This is a genomic window from Streptomyces sp. V4I23 (assembly GCF_030817975.1).
GTDB lineage: Bacteria > Actinomycetota > Actinomycetes > Streptomycetales > Streptomycetaceae > Streptomyces.
Genome location: NZ_JAUSZW010000004.1, coordinates 7,190,366 through 7,203,184, shown reverse-complemented (window position 1 = coordinate 7,203,184; position 12,819 = coordinate 7,190,366). Strand labels below are relative to the sequence as shown.

Annotated in this window: 9 protein-coding genes and 2 pseudogenes; 4 read left to right on the top strand and 7 right to left on the bottom strand. The window is 73.2% G+C overall.

All coding sequences use genetic code 11. The features are described from left to right. The first annotated feature begins 1 nt into the window (after position 1). Genes QFZ82_RS35120 through QFZ82_RS35110 form a run of 3 tightly spaced genes read left to right on the top strand, consistent with a single transcriptional unit; the run spans position 2 to position 4,653 of the window. On the top strand, positions 2 to 2,155 hold the full coding sequence (locus QFZ82_RS35120) for a hypothetical protein (RefSeq protein WP_307716969.1): 2,154 nt from the start codon (positions 2 to 4) through the stop codon (positions 2,153 to 2,155). Positions 2,156 to 2,201: 46 nt separating this feature from the next. Continuing rightward, positions 2,202 to 3,749: a DUF6519 domain-containing protein gene (locus QFZ82_RS35115; RefSeq protein ID WP_307716968.1), complete on the top strand. Its 1,548-nt coding sequence runs from the start codon at positions 2,202 to 2,204 to the stop codon at positions 3,747 to 3,749. A gap of 25 nt (positions 3,750 to 3,774) precedes the next feature. Next, positions 3,775 to 4,653, top strand: a complete 879-nt coding sequence (locus tag QFZ82_RS35110) for a peptidoglycan-binding protein (RefSeq protein WP_307716967.1) — start codon at positions 3,775 to 3,777, stop codon at positions 4,651 to 4,653. A 51-nt stretch (positions 4,654 to 4,704) separates the two neighbouring features. Here the strand turns inward: QFZ82_RS35110 and QFZ82_RS35105 are convergent, their stop codons facing one another. The 6 genes from QFZ82_RS35105 to QFZ82_RS35080 form a co-directional block, all read right to left on the bottom strand. Further along, complete coding sequence (locus QFZ82_RS35105; protein WP_307716966.1) at positions 4,705 to 6,246, bottom strand: hypothetical protein; 1,542 nt, start codon at positions 6,244 to 6,246, stop codon at positions 4,705 to 4,707. Further along, on the bottom strand, positions 6,243 to 6,629 hold the full coding sequence (locus tag QFZ82_RS35100) for a hypothetical protein (protein WP_307716965.1): 387 nt from the start codon (positions 6,627 to 6,629) through the stop codon (positions 6,243 to 6,245). Before QFZ82_RS35100 ends, QFZ82_RS35105 begins: the two co-directional genes overlap by 4 nt. Further along, complete coding sequence (locus QFZ82_RS35095; protein ID WP_307716964.1) at positions 6,569 to 8,233, bottom strand: hypothetical protein; 1,665 nt, start codon at positions 8,231 to 8,233, stop codon at positions 6,569 to 6,571. The genes QFZ82_RS35100 and QFZ82_RS35095 overlap by 61 nt, the downstream gene beginning before the upstream one ends. A gap of 164 nt (positions 8,234 to 8,397) precedes the next feature. Then, positions 8,398 to 9,363, bottom strand: a complete 966-nt coding sequence (locus QFZ82_RS35090; RefSeq protein ID WP_307716963.1) for an LLM class F420-dependent oxidoreductase — start codon at positions 9,361 to 9,363, stop codon at positions 8,398 to 8,400. A 3-nt stretch (positions 9,364 to 9,366) separates the two neighbouring features. Continuing rightward, positions 9,367 to 10,770, bottom strand: coding sequence for an NADP-dependent succinic semialdehyde dehydrogenase (locus QFZ82_RS35085; RefSeq protein WP_307716962.1), 1,404 nt, complete (start codon positions 10,768 to 10,770; stop codon positions 9,367 to 9,369). A gap of 58 nt (positions 10,771 to 10,828) precedes the next feature. Beyond that, positions 10,829 to 11,206 carry a hypothetical protein gene (locus tag QFZ82_RS35080; RefSeq protein WP_307716961.1) on the bottom strand — a complete coding sequence of 126 codons (378 nt, stop codon included), beginning with the start codon at positions 11,204 to 11,206 and terminating at the stop codon, positions 10,829 to 10,831. A gap of 368 nt (positions 11,207 to 11,574) precedes the next feature. Between QFZ82_RS35080 and QFZ82_RS39875 the strand changes: the two are divergent. Further along, a pseudogene (locus QFZ82_RS39875) lies at positions 11,575 to 11,832 on the top strand (carboxypeptidase-like regulatory domain-containing protein); the annotation flags it as partial. Between the two features lie 140 nt (positions 11,833 to 11,972). Here the strand turns inward: QFZ82_RS39875 and QFZ82_RS35070 are convergent. After that, a pseudogene (locus QFZ82_RS35070) lies at positions 11,973 to 12,638 on the bottom strand (DUF6629 family protein). Positions 12,639 to 12,819 lie beyond the last annotated feature (181 nt).

Here is a 12,819-nt window from a genome sequence, read left to right as displayed (position 1 = left end):
CATGAGCAGGGAACCGGACGGGCTCGCGGAGCTCCTCCCCCAGTGGCACCGGCTCCGGGACGCCGAGGCCGGGGAACCTCTGCGGGCGCTCCTCGCGGTGATCGCCGAGCAGGCCGACCTGGTGCGCGACCGGGTGGAGCAGGGCTACGAGGACCTGTTCGTGGAGACGGCCGCGCCCTGGGTGCTGCCGTACATCGGCGACCTGGTGGGCTACAGGCCGCTCCCCGGTTACGAGAGGGTGCGCACCGACGGGCTCGGCGACGCGGGCCGGGACGCCTCGCGCGGCGCTCTCGCCGAGGCCCTCGCGCCGCGCCGGGACGTGGCGGCCACGGTCGCCAACCGGCGCCGCAAGGGCACGCTGCACCTGCTGGAGGAGCTGGCGCAGGAGATCGGGGGGTGGCCGGCGAGGGCCGTGGAGTTCTCCCGGCTCGTCTCCCACCACCAGCCGGTGAAGCTGTACGGGTCCGGACCGGCGGCCGCCGATGTGCGCCGGGCCGGGCGCGGCCGGCTCGCCGACGTACGGGAGGGCGCCGAACTGGACCTGGCGGGCGGCCCGTTCGGGAACACCGCACGGTCGGTGGACGTGCGCAGGGCGGGCTCCGCACGACGCACGGGCGGGTACACGCCCGCGGGAGTGGGCCTGTTCGTGTGGCGGCTGAAGCCGTATCACCTCAACCGGGCCCCGGCGTACTGCATCGACCGTGCGCGCAGTCTCTACACCTTCTCGATCCTCGGCAACGACGCCCCGCTGGTGACGAATCCGGTGCCTGAGCCGTCGACGACACACATCGCCACGATCGACAACGTGCCCGCGTACATCCGGCGCCGGCAGCTCGCCGACCGGCTCGCGGACTACTACGGGCCGGGCAAGAGCTTCACGATCTGGCGGGACGGCCAGGACGAGCCCGTGCCGATGTCGGACATCGTGGTCGCGGACCTGTCCCAGTGGCGCTACCGGCCGCGGCGCGGCCAGGTGGCGGTCGACCCGGTGCTGGGACGGATCGCGTTCGGGTCGCGTTCGGCGCCGCGGCAGGGCGTGTGGGTCACGTACCACTACGCGTTCGGCGACGACATCGGCGGCGGCGAGTACCCGCGGGAGCGGGACACCTCGCCGGCGGCGAAGGTCTACCGGGTGGGTCCCGGCGGCGGCCACCAGAAGATCATGGACGCGTACGAGGAGTGGCGCGAGGACCGCAGGGCGGGCCGGTGCGGGCCCGAGGGCGTCATCGAGATCACGCACAGCGGCGCGTACCAGGAGCAGCTGGACTTCGACCTGGAGCGCGGCGACCGGCTGGAGCTGAGGGCGGCGGAGGGCTGCCGCCCGGTGATCCGCCTCCTCGACTGGTACAGCAACCGCCCCGACGCGCTCAACATCCGGGCGCAGGAGGAGGACTGCGGGGGCGAGGCGCCGCGCATCGTGCTGGACGGTCTGCTGGTCACCGGCCGCGGCCTGCATGTGAGCGGTCCGGTGGGCGCGGTGGTGCTGCGGCACTGCACGCTGGTGCCGGGCTGGTCGCTGGAGCCCGAGTGCGACCCGCACTCCCCCGAGGAGCCGAGCCTGGTGCTGGAGCGGACGACGGCGTGCGTGCAGATCGAGCACAGCGTTCTGGGCACGATCGAGGTCATCGGGGACGAGGTGAACCACGAGCCGCTGCCGCTCCACATCCGGGACAGCATCCTGGACGCCACCGGCCACGACCGCGAGGCGCTGTCCGCTCCCGACTGCCGGCTCGCGCACGCGGTGCTGCACGCCCACCGCACCACGGTGATCGGGGAAGTGCACACGCATGCCGTGGAGATCGGCGAGAACAGCGTCTTCACCGGGCGGATGCGCGTCGCCCGGCGCGGCATCGGCTGCCTGCGGTACTCGTACGTGCCGCCGGGCTCCCGCACCCCGCGCCGGCACCGCTGCCAGCCGGACCTCGCGGGCGGTGAGCCGGTCCGCCCGCTCTTCGCGAGCGAGCGGTACGGCACGCCCGCCTACGGCCGGCTCGCCGGGGTGTGCCCGCCGGAGATCCGGCGCGGCGCCGACGACGGCTCCGAGATGGGCGTCTTCCACGACCTGTACGAACCGCAGCGCGAGGACAGCCTGCGGGCCCGGCTCGCCGAGTACACCCCGGCCGGTACGGACGCCGGGATCATCCCCGTCACCTGACACGACTTTCACGACTGCCTGAACTTCCCGAGGGGGACCCCAACTCATGCACGCAGACATCTCCCGCGTCACCTTCCGGCCGGAGAGGCACTACTCGGCGGTGATCGCCCAGCAGGGCCGGGTCCAGCTGGACGCGGACGCCAACGAACAGACGGCGATCCAGCTGCATCAGGCCCGGACCGTCGCCCGCGATCTGATCGGGCAGCACGGCGGCCCGCAGGGCGCGACCGGTTTCGCGGTGCAGTTCCTGGGCGGCAGCCGGGAGCTGGACGATCTGGCGATCGGCGGCGGCCGCTACTACGTGGACGGCATCCTCGTCGACGCGACGCGTCCCGCGCCGGGCGTCCCGGTCACGGAGCAGGCCGCGGACGGCGAGGCCGCCGACAGTCCCCCGCCGCCGGCGACCTGGACGTACTGGGACCAGCCGGACGGCTACCGCGACCCGGAGCGGCCCGCTGACCGGCTGCCGACCCAGTTCCCGTACCTGGCGGCGCTGAAGGTGTGGGAGCGGGTCGTGACCGCCGCCGAGGACCCGCTGCTGCGGGAGGTCGCGCTCGGCTCGGCCATGCCGGACACCGCGGCGCGGGTGAAGGTGGTCTGGCAGGTCGTTCCGGTGCCCGGCTCCGAGCTGGAGCTGGCGGACGGGGCGACGAAGGACCAGGTGCGGGCCGCGTTCGACAAGTGGGCCGCGGCGCAGGCTCCGACGGCGCGGATGGCGGCGCGCAGCGAGCGTCCGGACCGCGCGGACGAGGACCCGTGCCCGGTGCCGCCCGACGCCCGCTACCGCGGACCGGAGAACCAGCTGTACCGGGTGGAGATCCACGAGGGCGGGGCGGCGAAGGACGCGACGTTCAAGTGGTCGAGGGAGAACGGATCGGTGACCTTCCCGGTCGACGAACTGGACGGGACCTGGGTCGAGTTGGCGTCCCTCGGCGGCGACGACAAGCTCGACCTCAACGTGGGTGACTGGGTCGAGTTCACCGACACCGCGTACACCAGCCGCCGCGAGCCCCAACCGCTGCTGCGGGTCGAGGAACTGGACCTGCCCGGCCGCCGGGTGAGGCTGTCGGACGAGCCGCACCCCTCGGTGGGCCGGCGTCCCGAGCTGAACCCGTATCTGCGGCGCTGGGACCACCGGCCGCCTGCGGGCCGGGGCAAGGGCGGCGCGTCGAAGGCGCGGGGTGGGGCGCTGCGCATCGAGGAGGGTGTCTGGCTGCCCCTGGAGGACGGGGTGTTCGTGTACTTCGAGCCCGGACGCGCCTACCGGTCCGGGGACTTCTGGACCGTGGCGGCGCGCACGGCGACGGGCGACGTGGAGTGGCCGACGGACAGCGCGCGGCGTCCGCTGCTGCGCTCGCCGCAGGGTGTCGAGGTGCACTACGCGCCGCTGGCGTGGGTGCTCGGTGAGGGGTCGGTCGCCGATCTGCGGCAGTCCTTCGGTTCCTTGGCGGCGCCGATCCCCGCGGCCGACGCGGAGGCGCTGGCGGCCGAGGCGAGCGCGGAGGAGGAGGCCGTGGCGGCGGAGCGTGCCGCGCAAGGCGGTTCGGCGGATACGGAGACCGGGCAAACCGATCAGGGACGGCCGGAGAACTGACGGACTCCCGGGAAGGAGTATCACCATGGCGACACCCCTGTCGGCCGACAGACTGCTGAAGGCCCTTCGCAACGAGGGCCTGCGCGTGGTCGAGCACCGCAGTTGGCGCACGCACAACCGCAACCACAAGGGACCGTGGGGCCCGGTGAACGGCGTGATGATCCACCACACCGTGACGAAGGGCACCGAGAGTTCCGTCGAACTCTGCTACAACGGCCACTCCAGTCTGCCCGGACCGCTGTGCCACGGTGTCATCGCGAAGGACGGCACGGTCTACCTCGTCGGCAACGGCCGCGCCAACCACGCCGGGCTGGGCGACGACGACGTCCTGCGCGCGGTCGTCAACGAGTCGGCGCCACTGCCCGCCGACAACGAGGCCAACACCGACGGCAACCGGCACTTCTACGGTTTCGAGTGCATCAACCTCGGCGACGGCAAGGACCCTTGGCCGGCGGCGCAGCTGGAGGCCATCGAGAAGGCCGCCGCGGCGATCTGCCGGGCGCACGGCTGGTCGCACCGCTCGGTGATCGGGCACAAGGAGTGGCAACCGGGGAAGGTGGATCCGCGCGGGTTCACGATGGACTCGATGCGCAGCCGGATCAAGGAGCGGCTGGGCGGCGGTCCGGACGGTCCGGCGACACCGCCGCCGGCACCGCAGTACGAGCCGTTCCCGGGCGCGGCGTTCTTCCAGGCGGGCCGGCGCAGCCCGATCATCACGGCGATGGGCAAGCGGCTGGTGGCCGAGGGCTGCGGCCGTTACGAGGTGGGGCCGGGCCCGGAGTGGACGGAGGCCGACCGCGCGTCGTACGCGGCCTGGCAGCGCAAGCTCGGCTACTCGGGCGGCGACGCGGACGGCATCCCGGGCAGGACGAGCTGGGACAAGCTGAAGGTGCCCAACGTCTGACGTGAGCGTGGCGGCGGCCGCACACCCGGGGTGTGCGGCCGCCGTCGTGTGTCAGGTACGGCTCGCGGTGCAGTCCGCGGGCGTGGGCCTGCCGGTGGGCCAGGCGAGTCCGACGAAGCGGATGCGGCCGGGGGCGTCGGGGGTGAGTTCCACGACGGAGACCGCCTTGTTGTAGGGGTTGCCGTAGTTGTCCAGGCAGATCCAGCCGCTCGCGCCGTCCACCTTGCCCATGCCGTGCAGCCGCAGCCACGAGTCGCTGATGCGGCTGAGTGCGGGGATGACGGGGTCGCCGTCGTCGCGCATCCGGATGGCGGTGACGGCGGTGAGTCCCGCGTCGTAGAAGGTGATGGTCCGTGAGTCGGTGAGCTCCACCGCGCCGATGTCTCCGGCCTCCTTGCTGCGCGCGAGCTCGGCGAGGGTGCGGTAGGCGGCCGCGGAGCCGCCGGTGGCGGGCGCCTTGGGGCCGGTCCAGGCGTCGGGGTGGGCGACGGCCGCGTACTGGAGGGTCACGCCCTTGCGGAAGGCGTCCCAGTCGAGGAGCTTGTCCGAGGAGAGCGTGGAGGCGCCGGATCCGGTGATGACGGTGTACTTCTTCTCGGTGCAGCCGCGGTTGCCGAGCTCGTTGACGAACTGGCGCAGCTGGACGGGGCGTCCGGCGAAGTAGATGACCTTGGCGGCCGAGGTGCAGATGGTGTCGACCATCTGGTCGAAGGCGTTGGCGGTGGTGCCTTCCTCGTGGAACTCGTCGGGTGCGCGGTACTGCTCGGGTGCGCGCGGCGATCCGAGGGTGCGTTCGGCGAAGGCCCGCTTGAGGGCGTCGACGTAGTTGTCGCCGGTGCGGACGTCCTCGACCACCAGGGTGTGTCTGGGGTCGATGTCCTTGTTGAAGTGGGACAGGGCCTTGGCCTGGTCGGTGGTGGTGGGCACGACCCGGGCGAGGCCGGGGTAGGCGTCGGGCCGTTCGGGACTGTTGCCGGAGTCGTCGGCGGTGATGGGACCGCCGACGACGGGGATGCCGCGCTCCCGCGTGAGGTAGCCGATGGCCGCCTGGGTGGTGGCGGTGGAGACGTCGAAGCCGATCACGGCCCGGAGGTTGTCGGTCGTGGACTCGGACATCTCGCCGAGCTGTTCGGCGACGGGCCTCCAGTGGGCGTGGCTGCGGCCCGGGTTGGCGAGCAGGAGCCGGATCGCGGGCTTCTTGCTGTTGGACTCGTGGTTGGCACGGTACTGGGCGAGGTAGGCGCCCTGCACCTCGTGCAGGGTCTTCTCCTGCTCGAAGCCCTGGCTGGGCGCCATGGGCAGCATCACGGCGACGGAGACGTGCGGTTCGCCCGCGATCCGGTCGTTCTCCGCCTTGATGCGTGCGCTGACCTCCTTGAGGTTGGCGGCGAAGACGTAGCTGCCGTCGGTGACGCCCGTGCATTCCCTGGCGCCCTCGGGGCCGCGTTCCTCGATGCCCTTGCCGCAGGCCGGGTCGGGTCCGAAGACGACGATGCCGGTCCACACGGCGGCGCCGAGGACGGCGAGGGCGACGACGAGGGCGGCCGCCTTGGTGAGCGGTCCGCCGGGGAGTCTTCCGATGAACGACGTCATGACGCGACACCTTCCTGGACGGGCAGGTCGGGGGCCTGAGTTCCGGCTCTCAGACGGGCCGGCCAGGCGGCGGACGCCTCGCGGTAGGGGGCGTGCGCGGCCTTGTTGCCGTACAGCGTCTCCAGCGCGATGCGGACGGTGGTCAGTTCGTCCTCGCGGGGGGCGAGGGTGAGCGGGTCGGACAGCCGCCACAGCAGGGGTACCAGCGAGGCGACGGCCTCGTGGTGCGGGCCGGGGACGTCGCTGCCGCAGGCCGTGCACGACAGGGCGGGGCTCCCGGCCGGGGGCTCGTAGCCCTCGCGGGGGTGGGGGGCGGCGCAGATCAGGTTGAGCGCGGTGAGCCACTCGGCGGGCGGGGTGACGGTGAACCGGTGGTGCAGCACGCACACCACCTCGTCCACGCGGCCGAGGGCGAGGGTGTAGTGCAGGTAGGTGTGTCGCTGCGCGGGTCGCACAGGGAGCGCAGGCGCAGCTGGGTGTCGCGCCAGCGCTCGTGGGTGGTGGTGGCGGCCAGCCGGTGCCGCAGCAGGAGGTCGAGGGCACGGTCGCCGTCGAGGCAGGAGCGGGTGCGGTAGTCGTCTGCCTCGCGGACACGGGCGGCGACCAGGTCGCCGGAGTGGTCCTCGGGGTGGGCGAAGGTCCACAGTCCGGGCCGGGTGCCCGCGTCGGCCGCGGCGGACAGCAGCACCAGACGGTCCCGCAGCACGGGGTCGGGCAGCAGTTTGGCGAGGAGTGCGGGTGCGGCGTCGTCGAGCAGTTCCCGGCTGCCCAGCGTGCCGGCCTCCTGGACGCGGCGGACGGCCGCGTCCGCGAGGATCCGGGCGGCGGCAGCGCGCCCGCCGCTGTAGCGGGCGACGACGCGGGGCAGGTGGTCGGGGTAGTCGACGCGGCTGAGCATCTCGGCGATGTGGGCCGGTTCGATGGCGGGGATGCCGAGGACGAGGGGCCGGTCCTGCGGGACGGCGTCGCCGCCGACCTCGCCGAGCGGCGGATGCCCCTCGCTCCTGCCGAGGACGGTGGCGAGGGTGACGGGCCGCGTCGGGTCCTTGCCGGGGGTGTCGTAGCCGGCGTCGAGCAGGTCGAGGAAGGTGCGTCCGACGTCGGAGTGGGCGTTGTCGAGCAGCAGCAGCGGCCGGGGCTTCTTGTTGAGCCGGCGCAGTCTGCCGTAGTTGGCGTCGACGTCGTCGAGGAGGGCGGCGACGAGGTGCTCCTCGGCGGTGCGCCGGCGGTCGTCGAGCCTGCGGAACCCGCGGACGAACTGGAACAGCCGTTGCAGGGAGTCGCCCTGGTAGCCCTGGGAGCTGTGCAGCCGGCCGCCCCACCAGGCGAGTGCGCCCTTGTCCGGTTCGCTCTTGACGAGTTGCTGGCGTGCGGTGTCGAGGACGATTCCGGCGATGGAGTCGAGGCCGGGGACGGCGGACAGGACCTGCGGGAGGTTGTCGGTGACGACGTCGAACCAGCGGCCGAGGCTTTCCCTGCGGCGGCGTACGTCGGGGTCCTCGGCGGTGATGAAGGTGCGCAGGTCGGCCTCGGCCCGCCGCAGGTCGGGGGGCCGCACATCGGTCTCGTCGCTGTTCAAGGGGCGCCAGGCGGTGACGACGAGGAGGCCGAGCGACAGCCTGGGGAAGGCCATGGGCCGACCGAAGTGCCGGACGTCGAGGCCGAGTTTGTAGGCGAGGAGATACAGCAGGTGGGTGATGTGGGAGGCGTTGGGGACCTCCTCGTCGCTGAGCTCGGCGACACCCGGCTCGCCGAATCCGGGGGCTCCGAGGTCGACCCGCGCGAGCGGCACCCGGCCGTTGTACGCGTCATGGACGGCCCCGAGCAGCGCGGTCTTGCCGCTGCCGCGTCCGCCGACGATCCGCACCACGGGCGCGCCTTTGGGATAGGCGAAGGCGACCTGGTAGGCGTTCTTGTGGTGCAGTCCCACCAGCCGGGGGACGAAGTCCTCCTGCAGGGCCTGCTGACCGTACAGTCTCCCGCCCATGGCGCTCCCCCGCCTTCCCCCTGCCAGCTGCGCATCATGAGATCAACTCGCCGTGCACAGAGGGAATTTACCCGACGTACGCCCGCTCGGCAGGGGGTTGTGAGCGCCGGTGTCACCTGCGGCCCGAGCATGACGCGGGCAGTGCGCGCGCCGACGCGCGGAGGTCAGAGCTCGCGAAGCGCCGGCAGCAGCTTCTTCCCGGCCCAGTCGAGGAACGGCCCCTGCCGGTCCCCGCCGATCTGGACGAGGGCGACCTCGCTGAATCCGGCCTCCGCGTACGGGCGTACGGCGTCGACGAAGGCGTCCACGTCGTCGCCGCAGGGGATCTGTCCGGCGACGTCCTCGGGGGTGACGAGTGCGGTGGCCTGCTCGAAGGACTTCGGTCCGGGCAGTTCGGCGTTGACCCGCCAGCCGCCGAGCGCCCAGCGGAACTGGTCGTGGGCGCGGGCCACGGCCGCGTCCCGGTCGGTGTCGTAACAGACGGGGAGCTGGCCGATGCGGGGTTTGCCGGCGCCGCCGTACCGGTCGAAGGCGTCGAGCAGTTCCTTCTTCGGCTCGGTGGCGATCACCAGGTCGGCGTTGTTCCCGGCGACCTCGCAGGAGCTGTCGCCGGAGACGGCGATGCCGATGGGCACGGGCTGTTCGGGCACGTCCCACAGTTTGGCGTCGACGACGTCGAAGTGGGGTCCGTGGTGGGTCACGTGCTCGCCGTCGAGGAGCCTGCGGATGATGTCCGTGGCCTCCTCCAGCTTCTCCAGGCGCTCGTGTGCGCTGGGCCAGCCGCCGCCCACCACGTGCTCGTTGAGGTTCTCGCCGGAGCCGAGGCCGAGGCGGAAGCGCCCTTCGGACAGCAGCTGGACGGTGGCGGCCTTCTGGGCCACGACGGCGGGGTGGTACCGGGTCGTCGGGCAGGTCACGTACGTCATGAGCGGGATGGTCGAGGTGGCCTGGGCGGCCGCGCCGAGGACGCTCCAGGCGTACGGCGCGTGGCCCTGGGAGCCGAGCCAGGGGAAGTAGTGGTCGGAGATGACGGAGAAGTCGAAACCGGTCGCCTCGGCGCCGGCCACATGGCCGATGAGCTCACGCGGCCCGGCCTGCTCGGTCATCATCGTGTATCCGATGCGCACCATGCGCTACGCCTCCTCGTCCTTGCCGTGCCACAGCGTGGTGACGTTGCAGAACTCCCGGATTCCGTGCCCGGACAGCTCGCGTCCGTAGCCGGACCGTTTGACGCCTCCGAACGGCAGGGCGGGGTGGGAGGCGGTCATGCCGTTGAAGAAGACGCCGCCCGCTTCGAGGTCCCGCGAGAACCGCTCGACCTCGGCCTCGTCGCGGGTCCAGGCATTGGAACTGAGTCCGAACGGCGAGTCGTTGGCGAGGGCGACGGCCTCGTCCGCGCCGGCAACGCGGTAGAGCGTGGCCACCGGTCCGAACGCCTCCTCCCGGTGGATGCGCATCGCGTCGGTCACGCCGGTGAGCACGGTCGGCTCGTAGTACCAGCCGCGGTCGCGGCCGGGCGGGCGCCGTCCGCCGCACTGCGCGGTGGCGCCCCGGGCCAGCGCGTCGTCGACGAGCTGTTCGAGGTCCTCGCGGCCCTTCTCGGTGGCGAGCGGGCCGACGTCGGTGGACTCGTCCATCGGGTCACCGACGGTCAGGTCACGCATCGCGGCGGTGAACCGGTCGCGGAAGGCGTCGTGGATGTCGGCGTGGACGATGAACCGTTTGGCCGCGATGCAGGACTGGCCGTTGTTCTGTACGCGGGCGGTGACCGCGGTGGCGACCGCGCGGTCCAGGTCGGCGGAGGGCATGACGATGAACGGGTCGCTGCCGCCGAGTTCCAGGACCGTCTTCTTGACCTCGTCACCGGCGACGGAGGCGACGGAGCGTCCCGCGGGTTCGCTGCCGGTCAGGGTGGCAGCGGCCACGCGCGGGTCGCGCAGGACCTTCTCGACGGCGTCCGAACCCACCAGCAGCGTCTGGAAGCAGCCTTCCGGGTAGCCGGCCCGGCGGAACAGGTCCTCCAGGTACAGGGCGGTCCTCGGCACGTTGGACGCGTGCTTGAGCAGCCCCGTGTTGCCCGCCATCAGGGCGGGCGCGGCGAAGCGCACGACCTGCCAGAGCGGGAAGTTCCACGGCATGACGGCGAGGACGACGCCGAGGGGCCGGTAGCGCACGGTGGCGCGGGCCGCTCCGGAGTCCGTCACGTCGGCCTCCGGCGGGTGCTCGTCGGCGAGGAGCTCCTCGGCCCGGGCGGCGTACCAGCGCATCGCCTTGGCGCACTTGGCCGCCTCGGCGCGGGCGGCGGCCAGTGGTTTGCCCATTTCGGTGGTCATCGTGCGGGCGATGCCCTGCTGGTCCTCTTCCAGCAGGTCGGCGGCGCGGTTCAGCAGGCCGGCCCGCTCGGCGAAGGAGGTCGTGCGATGCCTCGCGAAGGCGTCGGAGGCGAGCTGTATGCGCCGCTCGATCTCGCCGGGGCCGAAGGCGTCGAAGGTCTCGAGCGTCTCCCCGGTCGCGGGATTGACGGTGGCGATGGGCATGGACAGTCCTCCTGGGCTCGGGTGCCTGGTGGGTCGCCGGTCTGTTCGGCCGAGCCGGTCACTGATGGATGCCGCTGGTCAGCCGCAGCTGCACGTCCTTCTCCTGGTCACCGGCCGCCATGCCCTCCTCCTGGACCTGGAAGCTGGTCGCGAGCATCTCCTTCATGCGGTCCACGGCCCAGTAGCCGCCCTGCATCTCGACCGTCACGGGTGCCGCGAGCCGTACCGGCTCCGCCTTGCCGAGGGGGTGGGACACGTCGAACGTGGTCGTCCATACGGTGTCGTGCCCCTCCATGACGTGCCGGGGCACCTCGGACTCGTCGCGGTCCGAGGGGTACGCGCGGCCGAGGGCGCGGAAGACGGCGTCCGCGTCCTCGCTGGAGCAGCCGGTGACCGTGACGACGACCGACTCCGTGTGCTCCTGTGCAGTGTTCACCGTGATTCCCGCCTTCCGTTCCTGTCCCGTGGGGCCGGGCCTGTCCGCGCCGGGCGGCGTGCCCTCCCCGTCTTCTCAAGCCTCGCTCCCCGGCCGCGGCGGTGCGAGCGGGCCGGGTCCGGGCGGTGGGCGGACGGCCGCCGGGGGCTTCGGGTACCCAGGCGGCGGGTGACGATGCGTGGTCCGTCAGGAGGTGAGGGGTGACAGGACGGGAGCCGGCGGAAAGATGCAGCAGGCACGCATGCTCGGCTTCCGGCCGGCGTTCCTGATCGCCGTGGGCGCCGTGCCGGCCGGGCTGGTGTGCGCCGCGTTCCTGCCGTCGCGCGAGGAGACGGGTCGGCCACGGCTGCCGGCGACCGCTCCCCAGGATCCCGCCGCCGACCTGCCGGCCGGCTTCCACGGCCACGTGCGGGACGTCGGAGGGCGCGCCGGTGGCCTGCGCCCATGTGACGCTGATCGACCGGTCGGGCCGCCAGGCGGGCCTGGCGGTGGCGGACGCACAAGGGCGTTACGCCCTCCCCGAGCCGCCCGAGGGGAGCTGTGTGCCGGCGGTGACGGCGTCCGGGCACGCGCCGCGTGCGTTCACGGCGGTGTACGAGCGGGAGGGCGCCGCGGCCGAGTACGACATGACGCTGACGCCCACGCAGGTCCGTCAGGACACGGCGTCCGGGCCGGCGGGGGGCTGGCGGCCCCCACCGCGCGGGGCCGACCGGGCGATCCGCACCCGACGCGGGGCGACCGGACGGCCTGGCGGGCAGCACGGCCCTCAGGACACGGGGTCCGCACCCGAGCGCGGGCGGCCGCGCTCGGCGACAGTGGCGGGACGCCGGGCCCAGGCGAGCAGCGTGAGGGAGGCGACGGCCGCCGGCGCGCACCAGGTGGACACGAACACCGTTCGCCACAGCAGGGCGCAGGCCACGGCCCCCGCCCCGGCGAGGATGCCGAGCAGCCGCAGGGTCCGGTCCGGGGCGAGGAGCAGCGAGCCGACGGTGGCGACGAGGTAGCCGGTCAGCAGCCAGGCCGGGTACGGCAGGCCGATGACGTAGCCGACGGTGTGGCCGCGGATGTCGGCGGCCACCGTACGCGTGGCCAGGACGTGGGTGAGCACTACGCAGGTGGCCACGCCCGCGGCCGCCGGGACCGCCACCCGCACGCGGGCTCACGCGGGCGCGGCGGCGAGCACGCCGAGCGGGACCCAGGCGGCGAGCACCGGCAGGGCGATGACGGCCCAGGCGGTGACGGCGGGTCCGGCGCCGCCGCCCCCGGCCCACAGGGCGGCCTCGACGATCTGGTGGGCGCCGAGCAGCAACGGCAGTGCGGCGAGCGGCAGATCGTGTGCGCGGCCGCGGCGCACGGTCGTCGCGACGCAGACGGCTCCGACGGCGGCGATACCGGCACCGGCGGCGAGGTCGGCCGTGGCACTCCAGCACATGGGGTCACCGTACGACGGTCGCGATCCGGACACCGGCGCGCGCTGCGCGAAGGGGAGTGATCGCGGCATAAGGGTGCCGCCGGGCGGGGCCGGCGGGCCCTGCGCCACCCGCTGGGAGGGGCGGCCCGCCCGCCCCCGCACGGACAGACCGGAGCCCCGCCCGGACAGCGGGCGCGGGTCT